Genomic DNA, 21628 nt, shown 5'->3' on the forward strand with positions numbered 1-21628 from the left:
AACTTTTGCGTTAAGGTCATACAAAAGAACAAGCTTTTCTTGTCCACCGTTATTCTTTCTTAAGGTATTCTTCTAAAATACTCTATTCATTTTTTCAATTTATACGCAACAATTTTCCCATCTGGATAATCACCATTCCAACCGCAAGGAAAAGCACCGAATTGATATATGTCAAATAATTCTTCAAAAAAGGAACTATTCTTTCCGTTTATTGCTCTATTGATAGCACAATTAGTAAGATCAGCCACAACATCGTTATAAAATATATTATATTCAAATGGGCTTTCTCTTACATTCTTAGAGATTATTTCTAATAATGCTTCCAATCCCTCCGGCTTTTCATCTTCTGGCATTGCATAATAACTACCCCAAACTTCACTCATTTCTAATTCCCTGATATCTTTCCAATTATATTCGTCTTCACCAAATATTTCATCATAAGCTAAGTGCTCTGCTGTTTTTATATCATTAATAAAAACAATTTTATCTGAAATATTATTAGGAAGTTCTCCTTGAAAATTTTTCGAAAACTGTATCACTTCTTCAACAAAATTATTATATATACCATAATTCATTACTTATTATACCACCTTTCCCATAGGTCGACTGTTGCTCCCCCTCCTCTTTTCCATACAGGGGTTACAATCTCCTTTTCCATTCTTTCAATTTTATACTGTTCCAACCCAATTTCTTTTATCCTCTTAAGCTCAATTTCAAGATAAGCATCTTTCATGTATAATGGTAATCCCTTTTCTTGAAGTGTTCTTAACTTTTGTTGCAATTCAAAAACTTGCATTTCTATTTTAGATATATCTTGACTAACATCTATTTCGTCTAATTTTTTTCTTACAAAATTACTATAAACTGAGTGATATCCTTTATGTCTAGAAGTTGTACTAATATCAGCATCAGGTACTCGAAGAAAAAATCCATTTGAGGCATCGTCCATATCCATTCCTATTTTTATTAATACAGGATGACTTCTAAATTCCTTTGGAATAATATGTTGTGCTTGATAAGGCGTTCTTTTTGTAGTTTTAGGTAGACCCATTTCTTCAAACATATTTTTCCCTAATTTTGTAGAACTACCTCCTGTCACCTTTCCAGGACTACCAGGAATAAGCCTTTTAACTTCACCCGTACCCTTAGGAACACTCTTCCCTGAAACACCCTCTACTTTTCTATCCTTCACCGTAAATTTCTGATAGGCTTCCTTAATTGTCTGCTTTTCCATTACAACTTGGGGAAGGCTTGGTCCTCCTGCGAGGGAAACTTGTTCCACACTGATACGTTTAGGAATTTCCTTTTTACCTAGTTCTTCACCTATATTTTTTAACGTGGTTTTTCCTGATTTCGCTATGTCTGTTATTGTAGCTTGAACCTTCTGTACCTGCTTTTGCGCAAATTCCTTGCTGTAAGGAATGAACTTTGTACCACTCGCTACTTTATCTGCGACCTTCGCCGCACCTGCCACACCGCCGATTCCGAGTGCCATCAACAGGCCGTTTTGGCGCTGTTCCTCGGTTAGTTGATTGCCGAACATGTCTTTGCCTGTGACTGCTTCGCCGAGGCCATTGGCTGCGAGGAGTCCGTAGATTCCGTATTCGGTTTTCTGGAGGAGGCTAAAGCCTTTTGTCGTTTTATAGGCATCAAGCGCGTGGTTCGCTGCGTTGAGTCCTTTAGCCGTTTTGTATAGGGCGCTGCCGCCTTTGATGGCCCGGCCGGCCCAGCCGACGACGGGGATGAATCCAGCGGCGGCCATGGCGCCGGCGGCGATTCGTTCGGCATCGGACAGCTTGCGGCCCGTTACTGGATCGACTCCGGTTGAGGCTCTGATAGAATCATAATATCCCGTGAATTCCCCTGTAAAGGTTTTTGTGGTATCCCAGGCTTTTTCATACCACGGGCGGTTTTCGAGTTCTTCCATTTCACGTTCGATTTTCTGGGCTTCGGCTTGTTGCTTTTTGAAGGTCTGATAGTCTTTCATCTGACCGGCGACTTCATCCTTTACTTGATAGACGTCACTATTCTTAAATGCCGATTGGTTGAACGTCATCGGCGAAACGTTGCCGTCCTGTTTGGTGGCATCAAGCAAGGCGCGGAAGAGGCCAACGGCCACGTTTTCCTGCCCGACGGACACATCATATTCCTCGACCAATTGCCGGTCGACATTCTCGACCTTTGTCACGGTGTCATCCAGTCTCTGTCCGGCCAGCGTGATTTTTTCATTAAAGTCATTTTGGTTGAACATATCAAGAGGAAGGATATCGTCAATGCTGTTCAGGATTCTTTGAAGATCGCTCGCTTGTTCATCGACAAGCGACTTCGCTTGGTTAATGCCGGTCGAGACTTCGCCATCTAAAAAGGGAACCTCGACCACCGTATTTCCGGATAGATCCGCCTCTTCCAGGCTGGCTGGAATGCCTTCCAAAAAACTGATTTGGGTAGTGAAAAGTTCCATCCAGGCGTCCGCCACCTCGATTTGCGCTTCATAGAAGCTTTTGATGGCGGTGGCACCAGCACCTTGAAACTCATTATCCAAGCCAACGATGCCCTGAAATTCCTTTTTCAGGGCTGCGACTTCTTTCTTTAATTCTTCATATTGCTTGGCACGCGACTTGGTTGCGGCCGTCAATGTCTTGGCTTCATATATTTTCATCGCGGCTAATACCCATGTGAAGACGTATGGGCGATGGCTTCATCCTGTTCTTTTAATAAATCAATGTTGGCACGGGTATCTTCGACATTTTTCTGGACGATTTTGATATATTGCTCAAAGACCTTCTCCAGGTTCGTTTCCCGATCGATCCATTTCGAGGTGAATTCCAATTTATTGTTGCCAAGTTCGCTTGCCGGCAGATTTCCAAGCGTGACTGTACCAAGTGCCGTCTTCACCTGATCGACTTGCTTCGTTACGGCAGGATGATTCAGTTTGATTGTCGTCATTAAAACAACCGCCTTTTTAAATCTGATATTTTGCTTTCCAGCTGCTCAAATGCCTCTTCGCCTTTACTTAAAAGGTGGTCGGCTTCTTGGGCTATATTCCCCGCTATGCTCAGAAGCGTATTCTCGGCATTTAGCTTTGTAATCATCGCTTCGATTTTCCATTGGTAATCGTCATAATCGTCATGAATGATACTGAACATCACATTATAGGCATCATTACGGGCTTCCTGAAAATGATCTGAGCGCTGACCTGTCCAGCTGCCACCTAGCTCAGGGTCTTTTATTTTCCTGATCTCGTTAAGGCACATACTCTGTTCTCTTATAATATCGTTTTTCGCATTTACCAAACGTTCAATTTGCACATTTAAATCAGCTTTTTTACCGGAGATAGCAGAGTGTATATTACTCAATATATCTGCATATACCATGAAACTCACCTCAAAAACAGTATATTCCTACACTAACTGTCATATTTTTCTTATTTACATTATAAGGATTATAGTCCGAGAGTTAAATAGGGAAAAATATGCTATTTTATCAGTTAAAAGAGAAGTTTGGCATACAAAAGTTTCATACATACCATATTCTTTATACCCTGAATTTTACCAATTTTAAACAATAAGTAAAAAATGCCACCTCGTTAGATCCCCTATTAAAATTTCAACCACTTTATTCAAACTGCCCCAGACTATATCTGTTCATCAAATCACCCTGAACAAACTCCCTGCAAGTAGAAGATAGATGTGACCGTTGAGGATGTATCAGATCTCCAAAAGGCAAATCACCGACAAATTTAACTTCGCCTTCAAAACTCTGTCCGGATTCAGCATCAAAACCGATTACTTTCACAAAGCAAGTTTTGTGTCCGGTTTTCATAAAATCAATTACCGTTAACACATGATTATGTACATCATTCATTCTTTTTTCCTCCAACCATGAAAACATTGAGTAAGGATAAGATCATACAAATTATTCTTTACTATCCTTATAAATAAAGAAACCGATCAAAACAATCATCACTAAGATCGCTATAGGCATTAAAATATTGGAAATAGGTACACCTACTTTCCATGAAAAAACTTATTCTTTATTTTTCTATGTATTTTGATTGATCTATTCACCATTAACTATACCTTTATTTAGCTGTCATTGCATGTCTTGACTTTCCAAGTCATCACTTATGCTTTTCTTATGTTTCCCAATAAAACGCGAAAGAATGAAACACTTACATAGTAGAAGATATACTCGCCTTAGCATGTTTATGATCGCATATTACGTTAATTTAAGGTCAGCTTTTCCCCCCCTGAAAACCAGCCCTCTTCTATATAGATTTATAACCTGCTATAATCTAAGGATTGGAGGTGTGAAAAATGAAAGAAATCATCCAGATATTAGCGGAAGTCGTCAATAATCTTCACGATTTCATCCTATTCTTTGTGAGTGACACATTAAATTCAAATGCAACGGACAAAGATCTGCATTTTTGGATAATGGGAATCATCGGTATCATCATATTTTTGTTCGTGTTATTTTTATCTAATTTAATTTCCCGGATGCGTTTTGGGATTACGATACTCTCTTTCCTTTATACCTTTACTGTCATGGTTGTTTTAGTATTTGCCATTGAAATACAGCAAGCCCTTACCAGCAGAGGGAATATGGAATTTCAAGATGCGGCTATAGGTCTTTGGGGGTTCATCGTATTTTTCATGGTTTTTGCTGTACTATCATCCATATTCCTTTTAGTGAAGAATTTTTTCAAGCAATCAAAAAAAAGGTAACGATAGGTCACCTTACTTAAGATTTTCCTTATGGACATTCAATCAGGATTTTGCATCGGCAATGATAAACTCTCTGTAGCATCATCTTAAATCAGATTGGAAAGGTTACAGAGAAGCGGATTTGAGGCGGGGTAAAATAAACATATGCTATCAATTACTTCGGTTCACTTTCATTGAATAAATCAATGCTAAACAGATTAAAAGAATCGTCGTCATTAATTCGTTCTTGATCATTTCCGGATATTTCAGAACTATTTTCCCTGCGACGGCGATTTACTTCACGTAATTCCGCTTCCAGAAACTCCGCTTGACCATGGGAAAGCTTGATCGTGATTTCATTATTATTTTGATCATCTGCAGCTTTCAAGAGGACATAACTATCCGCTGCATTACGTAAAGTCACATTGCTTACTGTTAAGTTCATGTTCGCGAGTTCATATCTTGCCTTCATAACGTAAAAAGAACCTCCATCGGAAAATACCGGTTAGAATAATGTATATTAAATATACTCTACTTCAAGATATCTAAATATACAAATCCTTTGTTTGATATTTTAGGTCTATAAAAGCTTCTTTCCCTATATACGGAATGACGTTTCAGACTATAGTTTTAAAAAAGGGTCATCTCACGCCACAAAGGTATGCGATGAGTCTTTCAGTCCAAATATTTTCTCTTTAATTTGTTTTGTGCATTTCCGGTCAGCTTGGCTTGCATGAGAACAATATCTATATAGGTATAAAATTAGAAAATGTTATTTTCATTAGTTATAACTCCCTCCTTAAATAAGACAAGACCGTTTAAACGGTCTTGTCTTCATTGCATTTTTCTTCATATTCAAAATTATGTTTTGTATCTTGTACCGGGTGTTCTCTTTTAACATCTTCTTTTTTCCCCATTAACATGTCATCGTATGGTGTATACATGTTAGAAGGCGTTTTCTTTTTAAAAATTATTCTGTAACCAATCAGGACTATAATGCCAACTACTATTATTATAAATAAAGAAGAAACCATACATATCCCCCTCAAATTATCTTAATACCATATTATAACATAAGGCATGAGGGTCAATTTCACTATGGTATTCCTTCCATTTCTCTTTCAGCACTATTTTGTCGATTTGTAGAAAACCTATATTTACAACGATTAGGGGCTATTTTTTGCACTGTTCCGTATTTGATTCGAGTAATTAGGATAGCGCTTTTTAAACTAGGTATTTAAATGAAGGATGGAACCTTTCCCTATCGTAATGGTTTCATTTGTTTATAATTCTTTCTCGATTGCGCGGGCAATATCGTATGGACCCATGCTTTCATTTGAAACAATGACCGTTTTCATCCGATTTGCCGGATATACCGCAGAATGGAAACTTACACCGGGGTCATATCCCATAATATAAAATTTGAATATCCCGTCATTTTTTTTACTAATCCATATACCATACCCATAGTATTCCCCTTCATCTCCCGTAGAAATATGGGGTTCCAATAAAAGATTGGTATATTCTTGATTCAGTAACTGATTGGAAAATAACCCCTCCCAAAACCTGAACATATCTGTTGTGGAAATATACGCCCCTCCATCCGCTCCACCTTTGATCGGAAGGGAATAAACATTCGTTCTCCATGCTCCATTTTCTTCGTCAATGTACCCTAATGCAGTATTTTTAGGAAGCTGGTCCATGGAAAAATAACCAGAATTCTTCATTTCACAAGGCAGAAAGATATTTTTATTGATATATTCAGAAAATTCGAGTCCGGTCAGTTCCTCAACAATCAATCCCAAGACAATATAGCCAGCATTATTATAATGAAATCTTCCCCCGGGTTGGAACATCATCACGCCATCTTGAAACATTGGCAGGAAATCATTTAATCTTTTTATATGGTACATCGGATTTTTCTGCCATAGCTCTTCAAAATCCTCCATCACTTCTTCATCAAAGTAATCAGGAATGCCCGAAGTGTGTGTTAAGAGGTGATGTATGGTTACATTTTGATGGAAATTAGGAAACACCATCGGAAGACAGTCTTGAAGTTTAGACTCAACGCTAAGTTTCCCTTTTTGTATTAACTGGCAAATGGCAATCGCGGTAAACAGTTTACACCCAGAAGCAATTCCGAACCTTGTTTCAGTCGTATTCATAATCTCATCCGATCGATTGGAATAGCCATGTGCTGAGCTATGGATCAGATCATCTCCCACTTTCACACCAATTACACCCGAGAAATCAATTTCCTTGCTTGTTTCTTTAATAAGCCTGGATAAATCCATATGTAGAGTCGACATTTAGTTTTCCCCTTTGCTGGTAAAATTTTTTATTACTGATGTGTTAGCAAAGGTGATAGTAATGGTCTTGTAAAAAAACACCCGCACCTTAAGAGATGCAGGTGTTAAATTTCTTTAACATGTCTCGGCTTCACACGTTCTTTTATTTCCACCAAGTATCATAAACGTTTATGGCTTCATTGCGTTTATGTTCGGTTTTTGTATACCATCCTTCGATGATTTCGGCAGCTTCCGTCCTGATTTCCTTGCCTTCAAGGTAATCATCGATTTCATCGTAGCTAACGCCTAAAGCCACTTCATCAGGTAGTAACGGTTTGTCATCTTCTAAATCGGCCGTTGGTATTTTCGTATAAAGACGCTCAGGAGCACCGACGAATTTCAGGATTTCTTTTCCTTGCCTTTTATTTAAGCGGTATAATGGAATGATATCCGCTGCACCGTCACCATGTTTCGTAAAGAATCCTGTGATCGCTTCAGCTGCATGGTCCGTACCAAGCACGACGCCTTTATAAAGTCCGGCTAAATCATATTGTACCTTCATTCGCTCTCGTGCTTTGACATTTCCCCTTAAGAAATTCGATAGCTTTTCAGAAACTGCTTCTTCCACAGCTTTTACTGATGCATCCACCGCTTCCTTGATGTTGACTGTAACCGTTTGGCTTGGCTTGATGAATTTTAAAGCCAGCTGCCTGTCATCTTCATCAGCCTGTACTCCATATGGCAAGCTTACAGCAACAAACTTATAGTCGCTGCCATTCGTTTCTTCATTCAATTCATTGACAGCGGTTTGGGCAATATACCCCGCCAGTGTTGAATCTTGACCACCAGATATTCCAAGTACAAAGCTTTTCAGAAACGTATTTTTCTTCATATACCCTTTTAATAGATCAACACTTTTCCTGAATTCGACTTCAGGATCGATCGTTGGTTGGACAAGTAATTTTTTTACGATTTCTTTTTGTAATGGACGCATTGGCAAAGCCCCGCTTTCTAATAAAATAGATTGGTCATTTCGTTAGCATTCTTTCTACATTGGCTTTAACTTCATCTATATTCCTCATTTTATTATCCCAACAATCCTGGCTTAGATCTACCGGATATTCCTCTGGATTAAGTGCACGAAGGTACTCCGGCCATAATACTTGAAGATTTTTTTGCGTGAAGGCCTTGATTTCATCTATGGTTGGCAATTCATAAATCAAGCTGCCATCCTTGAAAATATCCACATGCAGATCAACCGCATCGAAATCCGTGACGAATTTACTTAGGAAGGTATGGACCGGATGGAACATTTTTAATTTTTCCTGTTCCTGCGGCTTCTCATATTCCATCGCCAAATAATCACCTTCAGCGTGATGGTTCACTTTGTTGATGATTCGATATACTCGTTTTAAGCCAGGTGTCGTAACCTTTTCAGGATTAGAAGAAATTTTGATGGTATCTCTCATATTCCCATCTTCGCCCTCTATTGAAACCATTTTATAAACAGCACCGAGCGCTGGCTGGTCATAAGCCGTAATCAATTTGGTTCCGATGCCCCAAATGTCAATTCTTGCTCCTTGTTGCTTAAGGTTGATGATCGTATATTCATCCAAGTCATTGGAAGCGACAATCTTCGCATCATGGAAGCCTGCAGCATCAAGCATACGTCGTGCTTCTTTAGATAAGTAAGCTAAATCACCGCTGTCAAGACGGACGCCAATGAAATTGATTTTATCGCCCAGTTCCTTGGCAACACGGATTGCATTCGGGATGCCGGAACGCAATGTATCATAGGTATCAACCAAGAATACACAGTCTTTATGGGAAACAGCGTATTTATGGAAAGCCGTATATTCATCTTTATAAGCTTGGATCATGGAATGGGCATGCGTTCCTGAAACCGGGATGCCGAACAGCTTTCCAGCACGTACATTACTAGTGGAATCAAAGCCGGCAATATAGGCCGCTCTCGCTCCCCAAATTGCAGCATCCATTTCTTGCGCCCGTCTTGAACCGAATTCAAGGGCAGATTCTTCACCGATGACCTGTTTGATGCGCGAAGCTTTTGTTGCAACAAGTGTGTGATAGTTCACAATATTAAGCAACGCCGTTTCTATGAGTTGAGCCTCGCCAAGCGGTGCCTCCACCCGTAAAATCGGTTCATTGCCGAAGACGAGCTCTCCCTCTTTCATGCAACGGATCTCTCCCGTGAAACGGATGTTCTGCAAATATTTCAAAAATTCTTCATCGTAGTGCAGGTCCGTTTTTAAATAGTCGATATCACTTTCCGAGAAGGAAAAGTTTTGAAGGTAATGGACAATTTTTTCAAGTCCCGCAAAAATCGCATATCCGCTATTAAATGGAAGCTTTCTGAAAAATATCTCGAAAACTGCCTTTCGGTCATGTGTTTTGTCCTGCCAATAAGTTTGGGCCATATTTATCTGGTAAAGGTCAGTGTGTAATGCGTAACTGTCGTCGTTGTACTTTTTTTCCATGGATAGTTCCTCCCAAAAGAGAAGCATTCGCTTCCCTTCTATTCTGTTGCGTGAATCGTTATTATAGAATGGTGGCTCCAAGAGATCCTTTAAAATGTCCAAGCGCCCAATGGTGACCGGCATCATTGAACGAGGCCACTGCATTTTCATATACAAAGATTTTATAGCCTAGATTATAAGCGTCGATTGCCGTATGCAAAATACAGATATCTGTACAAACCCCGACTAAATATACATCAGTAATGTGGCGTTCCCTTAGGCGGATATCTAGGTCCGTTCCTGCAAATGCCGAATAACGCGTTTTATCTATATAATGAACATTCTTTTGATTTTTATTTGTTTCATACTCTTCTTTTAACGCCCCATATAGGTCTCTACCCATTGTACCGCTAATATTATGCGGTGGAAACAAATTCGATTCAGGATGTAAGCGGTCTCCTTCTTCATGTAAGTCAATCGCGAAGACTGTGTATTCGCCTTGTTTGATAAATTCCTTTGTTATGCTGACAAGTGCCTTCTCGATATCCTGGCCTGGCCTCCCGCAGGTCAATGAACCTCCGTCTGCCACAAAGTCATACGTATAATCGATATTGATCAATGCCTTTTTACCCATTTCACTATTCCCCCCTTAGTAATAAATAGAGTCCATGACAACCTCTGCATTAAATCGGTAAAGTTGTGAAGGCCGATACGAATTACGTTTCGTTTTCTTTTGCATACCCTTTTCATCCAAGACTTTTTCCAAGAACGGGAGTTTAGGGGCTTTAGCATAAAAAAGTGAATCTGCGCTGATTTTTGCATCATCTCTAGCTGTCAGCAAAACCCGTTGCAGTTCAGAAAGAGTAAATTCATCCGGCAGGAATTTTTGGGCTATCGTCGTTTGCACCATTTCTTTTTTCATTAAGTTCATCGCGTCGTTAATGATTGTATGATGATCAAATGCAAGCTCTAATCGTAAGGCTTCCTGTATCGTGAACAATTCAACCTCGGCTGCATCGTCATTCGCTTTTCTTTGATGAAGATACTCTTCCTGGACAATTGCATAAAAAGCATTGGATATGATCCATCCCCTGGGATCGCGTCCTGGCCGGTCATAGACCCCGAAATGCTTGACATGGAATCCAGCTACGCCCGTTTCTTCTTTTAATTCTCGTTTAGCTGCTTCATAGGCAGTCTCGCCAGCATTGACAAAGCCTCCGGGCAAAGCCCATTTATCTCCTTCGACATTTGGGCGTCCTTCTTTATCTTTTGTTGCGCGTTTGATTAATAATAACTTCAAAAACATTTCAGGCGGGGCTTTCTCTGCCGTTTTCTTCGAAGTTATAGTAAAGATCGCAATATCAGCTGTGTATCCATCTGGAGTAATATATTTCTTTTTTTCCTGCTGAACCATGGCAACTCTCACTTTCTTTCACTAAGTATGGGATCAAGTAATTAGTAAATCATTAATTACTAATTATAGTACTCTTCCTTGTGTGATTTAGCAACTCTAAATGGAAAAAAATTTTCTTATTATTTGAAAAGTCATTTATTTTAACACAAGATAAATAGCCCGGTCATCATGACCGGGCTTTTTTTTGAATTAATTAGACAGGATAGACTCCATGTTTACGATCGGTGAATGTCAATTGTTTACTGCTATATGCTTCAAACCTGGCGCACAATTCATCACGCAGGTCATTTGGCTGGATGATGCCATCAACAATCATCTCGGAGGCTAAGCGGTAGATATCAATGTCTTCATTGTATTCATTGCGCTTCTGTTCGATGAATGCCGGGCGCTCTTCTGGTTCCATGGCATTGATTTTATTCGCATAGACTGCATTGACCGCAGCTTCTGCCCCCATGACCGCAATCAATGCCGTCGGTAAGGCAAGAACGCAATCCGGTTCAAAAGCGGGACCGGCCATCGCGTAAAGTCCAGCCCCATAAGCCTTACGGACAATGACTGAAATTTTTGGGACCGTGGCTTCACTCATGGCCGATATCATTTTCGCACCATGGCGAATGATGCCTGCCCGTTCGACCTTCGTCCCGATCATGAATCCAGGAATATCCACCAGGAACAACAACGGTATATGGAAAGCATCACATAAATTGATGAACTTGGCTGCCTTATCGGCTGAATCATGGAACAGGACGCCGCCCTTGACTCGCGGCTGATTGGCAATGATCCCTATCGTTTGCCCATTTAACCTTGCAAGCCCAGTAATTAATTCAGGAGCAAATAGCTTCTTGATTTCACAAAACGATTGCCTGTCTATGATCCTATCGATCAGGTCATACATATTAAAGGCTGCATTCTGATTTTTTGGAATCAGTTCTTCCAATGTTTTTTCGAAATCTGCAGGCAGCTCAGGCGTTGTGGCTTTAGGCTTTTCTTGATAATTTCCTGGAAAATAGCTTAAGTATCGGCGTGCAAACGCGATGGATTCTTCTTCCGACTTAACAAGCACATCCCCGCATCCTGAAACAGAACAGTGCATTTTCGCCCCGCCCATTTCCTCTTCACTCACTTTTTCGCCAATGACCATTTCTGCCATTCTCGGTGAACCTAAGTACATGGATGCATTTCCCTCAACCATTACGACAATATCACAAAAAGCTGGGATATATGCCCCGCCTGCGGCAGACGGACCGAACAATAGACAAATTTGCGGAACTTTTCCTGATAACTTCACTTGGTTGTAAAAGATGCGTCCTGCTCCGCGGCGCCCCGGAAACATTTCTACTTGATCCGTAATTCGTGCCCCAGCAGAATCGACTAAATAAAGAAGGGGCAACTGCAACTTTTCAGCTGTTTCCTGAATGCGAATGATTTTCTCGACGGTCCTTGCTCCCCAGGAACCAGCTTTTACAGTCGAATCATTGGCCATGACACAGACCCTCTGACCATTGATTTTCCCGATGCCTGTAACTACACCATCAGCAGGTAATCCATCACTGGCACAATTAGCAAAGAAAGCGTCCTCTATTTCAACCCCTTCATCGAAAAGCAGCTCTAGCCGTTCACGGACGAAAAGCTTTCCTTTTTCAGCGTTTTTTTGATGATATTTTTCTAAACCGCCTTTTTTAATCGTTTCAACCGTTTCAGTTAGTTTATCCGTCGTTACCATCCCTGTTCCTCCTTCAATTGAAATCATTGGCCCTTAAAAACCGGTTTGCGCTTTTCCTTGAATGCTGACAGACCCTCTAGTCGGTCACGGGTTTTTAAAGTTGTCTGATAGCAGTCTTTTTCAATTTGCAATCCTGTTTTCAAATTAGTCTCAGCCCCTTGATTGATCGCCGCTTTTGCAGCCCTGAGTGCTAATGGGGCATTGACCGCAATTTCCCCAGCCAATTTTTTCGCTTCCTCAAGTAAATGTTGGGGCGGATATACATGACTGATGATTTTCAAGGCATGTGCGGTTTTTGCATCCAACCTCCTTGCCGTATAAATCAGTTCTTTCGCTGTCGGCATTCCGACTATCCGCGGCAGCCGCTGAGTACCGCCGGCGCCTGGGATGATTCCTAATGCCGTTTCCGTCAGTCCCACCTTTGCCGTTTCCGATGCGATGCGTATGTCACAAGCGAGTGCCAACTCCAGCCCTCCGCCAAAAGCCGAACCGTTAATTGCAGCGATGACTGGGACTGGAAGGTTTTCTACAGCCGTAATCGTGTCACCAATCAACTTGACTGTCTCCCTGACTTTATCATCATTCATACCTGCTCGTTCCTTAAGATCCGCACCTGCACAAAACGCCTTTTCACCTGCTCCCGTTAAAATGACCGTTCGTAAATTGGAATCTCTTTTCAATTCATACAGCCCTTCGACTAAGCAATGAAGCAGTTCTGTAGATAGAGCATTAGCAGCATCCGGACGATTCAAAGTCACGATGGCAATTCCCTTTTCCTCATGACTGATTTCAACTAATGAAGTCATAAATTCCACCTCAATTTTCTTTTTCCGCGTTATATACAGCCATTTGATGGCTAGGCAATGGTTTTTCCAAAAAGCTTTGCATCATGGTCGCAGCCTTAGTTAGTTTTTCTTGATTGATTCCCGTGTGTATTCCCATATTATGAAGCATATGAATCAGGTCATCCGTTGCCACATTGCCGCTCGCACCTGGTGCATACGGGCATCCCCCTAAACCACCGAGCGAAGAGTCGAAAGTGACCACTCCATAATTCAGTGATTCGAGTACATTAGCGAGTGCCATGCCCCTTGTATCATGAAAATGGAGGGCAATTTGGCTGATATCATATCGTTTAACAGCCTGTTCAAGGAACAAGGCAACCTGTCTTGGAGATGCAACCCCGATGGTATCACCCAATGAGACCTCATTAATTCCGTATTCAAAAAGTTGATCACAAACACGGAAAACCTGTTCGGTTGAAACCTCCCCTTCATAAGGACAGCCGAAAACGGTTGAAACATAACCCCTAACCGTTTTCCCGCTTTTTGCTGCTGTCCCGATGACATCCTTCAATACTGGAAAGGTATCGGAAATCGATTTATTGATATTTTTAAGATTATGGGTTTCACTGGATGACATGAACACTGAAATTTCATCGATATTAGCCTCAAGCGCCGACTCAAGTCCCCTTTGATTGGGTACAAGGGCAGCATAAGTGATACCGGGATTGCGCTTAATTCCCTTAGCCACAAGGGCGGCATCACTCAATTGAGGAATCCACTTTGGATGTACAAAAGAAGTCACTTCTATATAAGATAGTCCTGTATCAGAAAGCTGGTCGATCCAATCGATTTTGCTTCGCGTAGGTATGATGACCTTTTCATTTTGTAGCCCATCACGCGGACCGACTTCCTTAATTATCACTTTTTCGGGCCAATTCATCTTACCCCTCCGTCCCTTTATTCAATGACGGCCAATACATCGCCCTCATTTACAAAATCCCCCTCATTCACTTTAAGTTCTTTGATGGTGCCGGCATCCTCAGCTCCAATCGGGATTTCCATTTTCATGGATTCCAAGATAATGATATCCTGTCCCTCGGTTACACTTTGCCCCTCGTTCGCTACGATCTTCCAAACGCTTCCTGCCATGCTTGCCTTTAATTCTGCCATCTTATATTCCCCCAGATCATTAATGTTTTAAAAATATGCGTTATACAGTCAATTTTTTAATATATTTCACAATGAAATCCGTAGTTGTATCCCCTTGGGAAAAAGCTTCATGAGAAATTATTTCCCTCAGCAATGGAAGGTTTGTTTTAATTCCTTCTATGTTATAGCTTTCCAGCGCTTCTCTTAATCTCTCGATTGCTTTATCCCTCGAATCGCCGCTCACTACCAATTTGGCGATCATCGGATCATAGAAATGCGAGACGACGGAAGTTCCATGAACCGCCATTTCATGACGGATCCCCTCACCTTCAGGAAGTTCCATGCTGGTGATTTTCCCCGGTGCTGGGTAAAAGGTTTTCGGATCTTCAGCGTATATGCGCACTTCAATGGAGTGTCCATCCTTTTTAATCTTTGCTTGTGTGAATTCCAGTTTGTTGCCTGACGCTATTTTAATTTGCTGCTCGACTAAATCCAGTCCCGTAATTTCTTCGGTGACAGGATGCTCAACCTGAAGACGCGTATTCATTTCCAGGAAATAGAAATTTTTATCCGCATCAACTAAAAATTCGAGGGTACCCGCATTGCTATAACCAATGGATTTTACCGCTTTCACTGCAGCCATTCCCATCCTGTTTCTTGTTTCTTCGTCCAGGAAAGAAGAGGGAGCTTCTTCCACGACCTTCTGGTGACGCCTTTGAACGGAGCATTCCCTTTCCCATAAGTAAACAGCATTCCCAAAGGAATCCGCCAATACTTGAATTTCGATATGACGAGGTTTCTCTATCAATTTTTCAATGAACATATCTCCATTGCCAAAAAACAATTGGGCACGTTTTTGATTCCCTTCGAAGGCTTTGGATAGTTCATCTTCATCGGCAACGGCCTGCATGCCGATTCCCCCGCCGCCCGCCGCTGCTTTTAACATGACTGGATATCCAATCCTTTCGGCAACGGCTGCCGCTTCTGCGCTATCAATTAATGGACGTGAAAATCCTGGAACCAATGGAAGTCCTGCTTCCTCCATCTTTTTCCGTGCCTCGACTTTATTGCCCATCTGCTGGATGACCTCTGGTTTGGGACCAATGAATATCAAGCCGGCTTCTTCGCAAGAACGGGCGAAATCTGCATTTTCACTAAGAAATCCGTAACCTGGATGAATGGCATCTACTCCGGTTTCTTTAGCGAGTTCCAAAATCTTATCGACGTTCAAATAGCTTTCCTGTACTCTCGAACCGCCCAATAAATATGCCTCATCTGCCAATCCCACAAATGGCGAATCCGAATCTGCTTCCGAATGGACGGCAACAGTATGTATTCCCATCTTCTTGCATGTACGAATAATACGTGATGCTATTTCTCCTCTGTTTGCGATAAGAATTTTTCGAATCATTCGATATCCTCCTTATTTAGTTCGTTCCGATAGTAGGTCAAGAGTTTGTTCCCGAAGCTTATACTTTTGGATTTTTCCGGATGCAGTCATTGGATAAGCATCGGTAAATTGAATGTAACGGGGAATTTTATGAAATGATATTTTCCCTTTGCAATACTCAATCAATTCTTTCTCCGTAAGGGTTTCTCCCGCTTTCAAAATGATCCATGCCGCTACCTCTTCCCCATACTTTTGATCTGGAACGCCGAGTACCTGTACATCGACTATTGCAGGATGTTGATAGAGGAATTCTTCTATCTCACGGGGATATATATTTTCCCCGCCGCGAATGATCATATCTTTCAGCCGACCTGTAATCTTGCAATAACCATTTTCGTCCATCACCGCTAAATCTCCCGTATGAAGCCAGCCTTCCCGGTCAATCGCCTGCTCAGTAGCTTCCGGGTTATTATAATATCCCTTCATCACATGGTATCCCCTTGAACAGAGTTCCCCCTGTTTGCCCCGCTGGACTTCTTCCCCAGTAGCTGGATCGATAATTTTCACTTCCACTTTCGGCAAGGCCCTTCCCACTGAGGAAACACGAAGTTCGATTGGGTCATCCGTTCTTGTCATCGTAATACCTGGAGATGATTCCGTTTGACCATAAGTAATCGTAATTTCCGAGATCCCCATCTTATTCACCACACTTTTCATGACTTCAATCGGGCATGTTGAGCCTGCCATGATTCCGGTCCGCAACGAACGTAAATCATACTGGTCGAAGTCCTCGAGATTAAGTTCAGCGATGAACATCGTCGGTACACCATGAAGTGCCGTACATTTTTCGGATTCAACGGCCTGAAGGACTGCGCGTGGATTGAATTCCACGATGGGCACCATTGTTGCCCCTACAGAAACAGAGGCCATCGTACCAAGGGAACAGCCGAAACAATGAAAAAACGGAACGGGGATGCAAAGCCGGTCATCCTTGGTAAGCTTCATGCATTCCGCGACATTCAATCCGTTGTTGACCAAGTTTGAATGCGTTAGCATCACCCCTTTTGGAAATCCTGTCGTCCCTGATGTATATTGCATATTAATCACATCACTTGGAGCCAATTCCCCCATCCTCATGTCCAGCGACTCCTCCGAAATGGATTCGCTCCCGCTAATGACTTCATCCCACGAAAACGTGCCGGGATAACGCGTTTCGCCTAAAACGATGATATTTTTCAATTTTGGCAGTTTCTCAGATCGTAATTTTCCCGGTTCTGCATTTTTCAATTCAGGTACGATTTCATACAGCGTATCTATATAGGAATGATCCTTATATTGTTCCATCAGGATAATCGTCGTCGAATCCGATTGCTTAAGCAGGTATTCCAGTTCACTTGTACGGTAATTAGTATTGACCGTAACCAGCACCCCGCCCATTTTCGCGGTGGAAAATTGGGATATAAGCCATTCCGGTTTATTGGACGCCCAAATCGCGATATGTTCCCCTTTTTCAATATCGAGTGACATGAACCCCCGGGCTGCCTTTCGGCAAATCTTTTCAAATTCGCGATACGAATGGCGAAGGCCAAGTTCATGGTAAACCACAGCTTCATTATCACCATATTGTTCAGCAGTCTTTTCAAGCAGTTTCCCGATAGTAACATCTAGCAAATCGGACATCATACTCCTCCTATCAAATAAAAGTAAGAATGAACGCTTTTTGCTGTATAGATAACATCTGCTTTTCGCCTAAATGAACCCTATCATTATTGTTCATTTTGCGTTCCAAAAAGATTAACAGCCTAATTGTCTGGCGATTACGATTCTTTGAATTTCGGATGTGCCTTCCCCAATTTCCAATAACTTAGCATCTCTTAAATAGCGTTCCACTTCATATTCGCGCATGTAGCCAGAACCGCCATGTATTTGAATCGCTTGATTGCTGGCCCGGAACGCTGTCTCACTTGCAAAAAGCTTGGCGTATGCCGCTTCCTTTGCAAAAGGTTTTTTGTTGTCTTTTAACCATGCTGCCTTATATACCATATTCCTAGCCAATTCAATTTCCATCGCCATGTCTGCAAGCTTGAATTGAATCGCCTGGAAACTTGAAATGGATTTACCGAATTGAATGCGCTCTTTTGAAAAAGCTAAAGCCTTGTCAAAGGCTGCTTGTGCGATGCCGACGGCCAAAGCTGCAATCGAAATCCTACCGCCATCCAGCGTGAATAAAAATTGTTTGAACCCTTTATCTGGATCTCCCAATAAATTTTTCTTTGGCACGCGGACATTATCAAGAATGATTTCACACGTATTGGAAGCGCGAACTCCCATTTTTTCATAATTGCTATTGATCGTAAGCCCTTCCGTATCCGTTGGCACGATGAATGCAGAGATGATGTTCTTGCCCCTGGAATCCTTACCCGATACAGCGGTAACAGTGATGGTTCTTGAATAGCTGGCATTGGTTATCCATGTTTTCTCGCCATTAATCACATATTCATCACCTTCTAATACAGCAGTCGTTCTCGTCCCCCCAGCATCCGAACCCGCATTAGGCTCTGTTAACCCGAAGGCTGCCAGAGTTTCACCTGTCGTGATTGGAACCAGATATTTTTGCTTCTGTTCTTCGGTTCCAAAATAGTAAATTGGACTTGCCCCAAGTGAAACGGCTGCTGCATAGCTTAAGCCGGTTCCCCCGCACGCCTTGCCAACCTCTTCAACGGCAATTGCATACGAAATCGTATCTCCACCCGAGCCGCCATATTCTTCAGGGAACGGAATTCCAAGCAACCCGAGTTTCCCCATTTTTTTGAATACATCCTCTGCAAACATGGACTTGGCATCCAATTCTATCGCAATTGGTTTAATTTCCTTTTCGGCAAATTCCCTAACCATTTCCTTAATCATCTGTTGTTCTTTTGTAAGTGAGAAATCCATTTGTTCATTCCCCTTTCTTTTGAGACCGACTAGTTGGTCTGTGCAAGTCAAATTTTCCTGTTTAATCCGCAACCATTTGGTTTTTCAGTAAAAATGGCTGGGTTATTTCCGCTTCTTTTTGTTTATCTGTCAATAATGCATGGAGAATTAAATCTACGTAAATATCACCGATTTCATCGATTGTTTTTCCGCCGTCCCTTTTGTACCATTTGTAGGACCAGTTCACCATGCCCAGAATCGACATCCCGGTTATTTCAACAGGCAATTCGCTGCGGAACACTCCCTTGTCAATACCTTCTTTGATGACGGAAAAAATAATTTCCTTATACATTTGACGCTTTTTTTTAATTGCTTCAACATAAGGTGGCTTTAAGTAAATGCTTTCTTGATAGAAAACTGAGATGTGTGGTTTATAGAGGTCAAAAACTTTAACGAATGATTGAATGATCTTTTGCATTTTTTCTGTTGGATGGGTACTTGCTGAAATGGCTTCTTGTGCTTTTGTTAAAACATATGAAATAAAGTAATCATGAATGACAAATAAGAGCTCATCTTTGGAAGAGAAATGGTGATAAAAGCCACCCTTGCTAGTTCCGCATGCCTTAACGATTTCGTTAACGGAGACACCATGAAAACCATGCTGATCGAAGAGTGTCAACGATGTTTCAATTATTTTTTCTTTTAACTCCGTAAGACTGCACCCCCTCTTGTATCCGCTTACATCCAACAACATAAAGTGTGTTACTATGTAGTTAACTGGATTTATTTAGATTTTACCAAATATTTAAAAATTGTCAATTTTTAATTATAAACAAAAAAACAGCCCTCATGACCAAGAGCTGTCAACTTACTTTATTTAAGAAAGATATGCCTGAACAATGATTCATTCAAATTATCCGTTGACCAATCACACTGATTATTTATTATTCTTTGCCTTGACTGGTTTTACCTGGGCTTTTACAAGCTTCCATCCATTGTTATAATTCCAGACTGATTTAATCTCAAATATCGGATCACGTTCATCGGACCCTTTCACATTTTGGATTCCCATAAGCCCCTTTCCTTTTCCCAAAACGGTCTTGAGGTCCAGTGAAGAGTATGGATCAACCAAAAGCTCGGTAGGTTCATTAAGCTTTCCATTACGATAAATGCCCAATTCATCATACGTTTGTTTTCTGGAACTGACATCTATCACCACTGGCTTTTGCCCTTCAATTCTGATTTCCGCTTTGTATCCGTCTAGAAATTGGGCCATTACGGGAACGGATGGAGGTACTTCCAATTCCTTAACTTTTCCATCTTTAAACGTATAGGCGTAACTGGTTATCAAACGGTCCTTGCCTTCCATCAAAACCGTGACCAATACATCCTGGACCCCGTCATTATTCAAGTCCGCAACCTTGAGATCAGGTTTATACCCTGGTTCAAGCGGGACGCTGATTGTACGGCGATTGCTTTCAACACTTAACTCAATTTTCTTCAGAAACTTACTTCCTTCCTCATACGGCAGCCCCTGAACCTGGATGATATCTATTTTCTGGTCACCTGTTACATCTCTTTTTGTTGAAATGTATGTGCCATCGACCTGAAAATTTTTATCATGTGCTTCAACCGCTTGATAGCTCAAAAAAAGTGAGATGACTAAAACCGCATATTTTAGCAGATATAACTTTTTCATAGTGATAACCTCTCTTTTCCAAGATGAACTAATTTGACATTTGGCGCCGTTTGAACTTTCGACGCTGATCTTTCATGAAGATGGACCAGAAATAATAGAAACCTGGCACTAATATCGCAAAGCCCACGATATATGTGGCAAATACTGCCCGGAATGAAGTCGGATCGGTAAATCCTGAGAGAATCGTGACATTTGGATAAATGATATAGGGTAAATGTGCGATTCCATAAACATAACTGCCGATTAAATACTGAATGATAATCGCTATTACGGCGAGGCGAGGCATCCCTTTAACCTCCCGCTTAGAAAAATGGGGCAGATACAGAGCTACACCGCTAATGATGAAAAAGACGAGCGAGACAAGTAATAATGCAGAGTTTTTCATCATTCCTTCGTAGATCCAATTCGCTTCATTTTTTAACGTGAGCATAACCAGCAGAGCCATGACTAACATTAGCGGTCCCGTTATCATCGCATCCCTGCGGTATATTTTGTATGCTTTCATTTCATCAGCCTGTTTTGAGTAATCAGATAGGAGCAAAGATGATAAAAAAAGCGTGCTCATAATTCCGAACCCCACAAATGCATACTCATTCGGACTCGTGAAAAGTCTAGAAAGATTCAATTCTTCATTCCCTCTCACGCCCTCGACAAATCCAAGATGGGTGATTGGCAATACGCTTATTAATAGTCCGGGTATGATCAATCCCGTTAATCCTGATATATACGTTAACGCTTTTTCATATTTGTCTACGCTATGCGAGAAAACCAAGAAAGCACTTCTAAGGGATAGCAGGACCAAAATCAGGCTCGCGGGAACGATCAAAGCTACCCCAATCGGGAAAACCGCACCTGGAAATAAACTGTAAATCGCAATGACAAGACCAACGACAAAAGTATTAGTCACTTCCCAAGTCGGTGATAAATAGCTATTCGCTATCTTCGTAGCATTCGTTTCTTCCTTTTTAATGTAAGTCATTGCCCAGAAGCCAGCGCCAAAATCCATGGAGGCCATGATGGCATAAAGAAAAATAAAGCCCCACACCAGTGTTATTGCAAGAAGAGCATCACTCATTCGCCT

The 21628-nt window shown here is 41.4% G+C and carries 23 protein-coding genes; 1 reads left to right on the forward strand and 22 read right to left on the reverse strand.

Translation table 11 applies throughout. The annotated features are described in order from the left end of the window. Positions 1-86: 86 nt before the first annotated feature. From QUF86_RS20415 to QUF86_RS20435, 5 genes are all read right to left on the reverse strand, one after another. Positions 87-575 (reverse strand): hypothetical protein, encoded by a 489-nt coding sequence (locus QUF86_RS20415; protein WP_289316535.1) that lies wholly within the window; start codon positions 573-575, stop codon positions 87-89. Continuing rightward, positions 575-2659 carry a T7SS effector LXG polymorphic toxin gene (locus tag QUF86_RS20420; RefSeq protein ID WP_289335434.1) on the reverse strand — a complete coding sequence of 695 codons (2085 nt, stop codon included), beginning with the start codon at positions 2657-2659 and terminating at the stop codon, positions 575-577. Before QUF86_RS20420 ends, QUF86_RS20415 begins: the two co-directional genes overlap by 1 nt. A 5-nt stretch (positions 2660-2664) precedes the next feature. Next, positions 2665-2946, reverse strand: coding sequence for a YwqI/YxiC family protein (locus QUF86_RS20425; RefSeq protein ID WP_289316541.1), 282 nt, complete (start codon positions 2944-2946; stop codon positions 2665-2667). Beyond that, complete coding sequence (locus tag QUF86_RS20430; RefSeq protein ID WP_289316542.1) at positions 2946-3374, reverse strand: DUF5082 domain-containing protein; 429 nt, start codon at positions 3372-3374, stop codon at positions 2946-2948. The genes QUF86_RS20425 and QUF86_RS20430 overlap by 1 nt, the downstream gene beginning before the upstream one ends. 241 nt (positions 3375-3615) lie before the next feature. Continuing rightward, entirely contained in the window at positions 3616-3864 is a 249-nt protein-coding gene (locus QUF86_RS20435) for a hypothetical protein (protein WP_289316543.1), read from the reverse strand. A gap of 452 nt (positions 3865-4316) precedes the next feature. Here QUF86_RS20435 and QUF86_RS20440 point away from each other — a divergent pair, with 452 nt between their 5' ends. Then, entirely contained in the window at positions 4317-4727 is a 411-nt protein-coding gene (locus QUF86_RS20440; RefSeq protein ID WP_289316544.1) for a hypothetical protein, read from the forward strand. A 154-nt stretch (positions 4728-4881) separates the two neighbouring features. Here the strand turns inward: QUF86_RS20440 and QUF86_RS20445 are convergent, their stop codons facing one another. The 17 genes from QUF86_RS20445 to QUF86_RS20525 all read right to left on the reverse strand — a co-directional run bounded on the left by QUF86_RS20445 (position 4882) and on the right by QUF86_RS20525 (position 21622). After that, positions 4882-5178, reverse strand: coding sequence for a hypothetical protein (locus tag QUF86_RS20445; RefSeq protein ID WP_289316545.1), 297 nt, complete (start codon positions 5176-5178; stop codon positions 4882-4884). 346 nt (positions 5179-5524) lie between these two features. Then, positions 5525-5740: a hypothetical protein gene (locus tag QUF86_RS20450; RefSeq protein WP_289335435.1), complete on the reverse strand. Its 216-nt coding sequence runs from the start codon at positions 5738-5740 to the stop codon at positions 5525-5527. Positions 5741-5989: 249 nt separating this feature from the next. Then, entirely contained in the window at positions 5990-7015 is a 1026-nt protein-coding gene (locus tag QUF86_RS20455) for a serine hydrolase domain-containing protein (RefSeq protein ID WP_289335436.1), read from the reverse strand. Positions 7016-7157: 142 nt separating this feature from the next. Then, positions 7158-7988, reverse strand: coding sequence for an ammonia-dependent NAD(+) synthetase (gene nadE, locus QUF86_RS20460; protein WP_202310774.1), 831 nt, complete (start codon positions 7986-7988; stop codon positions 7158-7160). Positions 7989-8022: 34 nt separating this feature from the next. Beyond that, positions 8023-9492 (reverse strand): nicotinate phosphoribosyltransferase, encoded by a 1470-nt coding sequence (locus tag QUF86_RS20465; protein ID WP_289335438.1) that lies wholly within the window; start codon positions 9490-9492, stop codon positions 8023-8025. A gap of 61 nt (positions 9493-9553) precedes the next feature. Beyond that, positions 9554-10105 carry a cysteine hydrolase family protein gene (locus tag QUF86_RS20470; RefSeq protein ID WP_289316550.1) on the reverse strand — a complete coding sequence of 184 codons (552 nt, stop codon included), beginning with the start codon at positions 10103-10105 and terminating at the stop codon, positions 9554-9556. Positions 10106-10120: 15 nt separating this feature from the next. After that, a complete protein-coding gene (locus QUF86_RS20475) occupies positions 10121-10885 on the reverse strand; it encodes an NUDIX domain-containing protein (RefSeq protein WP_289335439.1) in 765 nt (254 codons plus the stop codon). Between the two features lie 193 nt (positions 10886-11078). After that, a complete protein-coding gene (locus tag QUF86_RS20480) occupies positions 11079-12608 on the reverse strand; it encodes an acyl-CoA carboxylase subunit beta (RefSeq protein ID WP_289335440.1) in 1530 nt (509 codons plus the stop codon). Positions 12609-12631: 23 nt separating this feature from the next. Beyond that, positions 12632-13414 (reverse strand): enoyl-CoA hydratase, encoded by a 783-nt coding sequence (locus QUF86_RS20485; protein WP_289335441.1) that lies wholly within the window; start codon positions 13412-13414, stop codon positions 12632-12634. Positions 13415-13424: 10 nt separating this feature from the next. Then, complete coding sequence (locus tag QUF86_RS20490) at positions 13425-14333, reverse strand: hydroxymethylglutaryl-CoA lyase (protein ID WP_289335443.1); 909 nt, start codon at positions 14331-14333, stop codon at positions 13425-13427. Positions 14334-14350: 17 nt separating this feature from the next. Next, positions 14351-14563, reverse strand: a complete 213-nt coding sequence (locus tag QUF86_RS20495; protein ID WP_289316554.1) for an acetyl-CoA carboxylase biotin carboxyl carrier protein subunit — start codon at positions 14561-14563, stop codon at positions 14351-14353. A gap of 40 nt (positions 14564-14603) precedes the next feature. Continuing rightward, positions 14604-15953, reverse strand: a complete 1350-nt coding sequence (locus QUF86_RS20500) for an acetyl-CoA carboxylase biotin carboxylase subunit (RefSeq protein WP_289316555.1) — start codon at positions 15951-15953, stop codon at positions 14604-14606. Between the two features lie 12 nt (positions 15954-15965). Next, positions 15966-17603, reverse strand: coding sequence for an AMP-binding protein (locus tag QUF86_RS20505; protein WP_289336266.1), 1638 nt, complete (start codon positions 17601-17603; stop codon positions 15966-15968). Positions 17604-17726: 123 nt separating this feature from the next. Further along, positions 17727-18869, reverse strand: coding sequence for an acyl-CoA dehydrogenase (locus tag QUF86_RS20510; protein WP_289335444.1), 1143 nt, complete (start codon positions 18867-18869; stop codon positions 17727-17729). Between the two features lie 61 nt (positions 18870-18930). Beyond that, on the reverse strand, positions 18931-19602 hold the full coding sequence (locus QUF86_RS20515; RefSeq protein WP_289335445.1) for a TetR/AcrR family transcriptional regulator: 672 nt from the start codon (positions 19600-19602) through the stop codon (positions 18931-18933). A gap of 183 nt (positions 19603-19785) precedes the next feature. Next, a complete protein-coding gene (locus tag QUF86_RS20520) occupies positions 19786-20547 on the reverse strand; it encodes a hypothetical protein (protein ID WP_289335446.1) in 762 nt (253 codons plus the stop codon). A gap of 28 nt (positions 20548-20575) precedes the next feature. Continuing rightward, entirely contained in the window at positions 20576-21622 is a 1047-nt protein-coding gene (locus QUF86_RS20525; RefSeq protein ID WP_289316559.1) for a cytochrome d ubiquinol oxidase subunit II, read from the reverse strand. Positions 21623-21628 lie beyond the last annotated feature (6 nt).

This window comes from Peribacillus sp. NJ11 (assembly GCF_030348405.1).
Taxonomy (GTDB): Bacteria; Bacillota; Bacilli; order Bacillales; family DSM-1321; genus Peribacillus.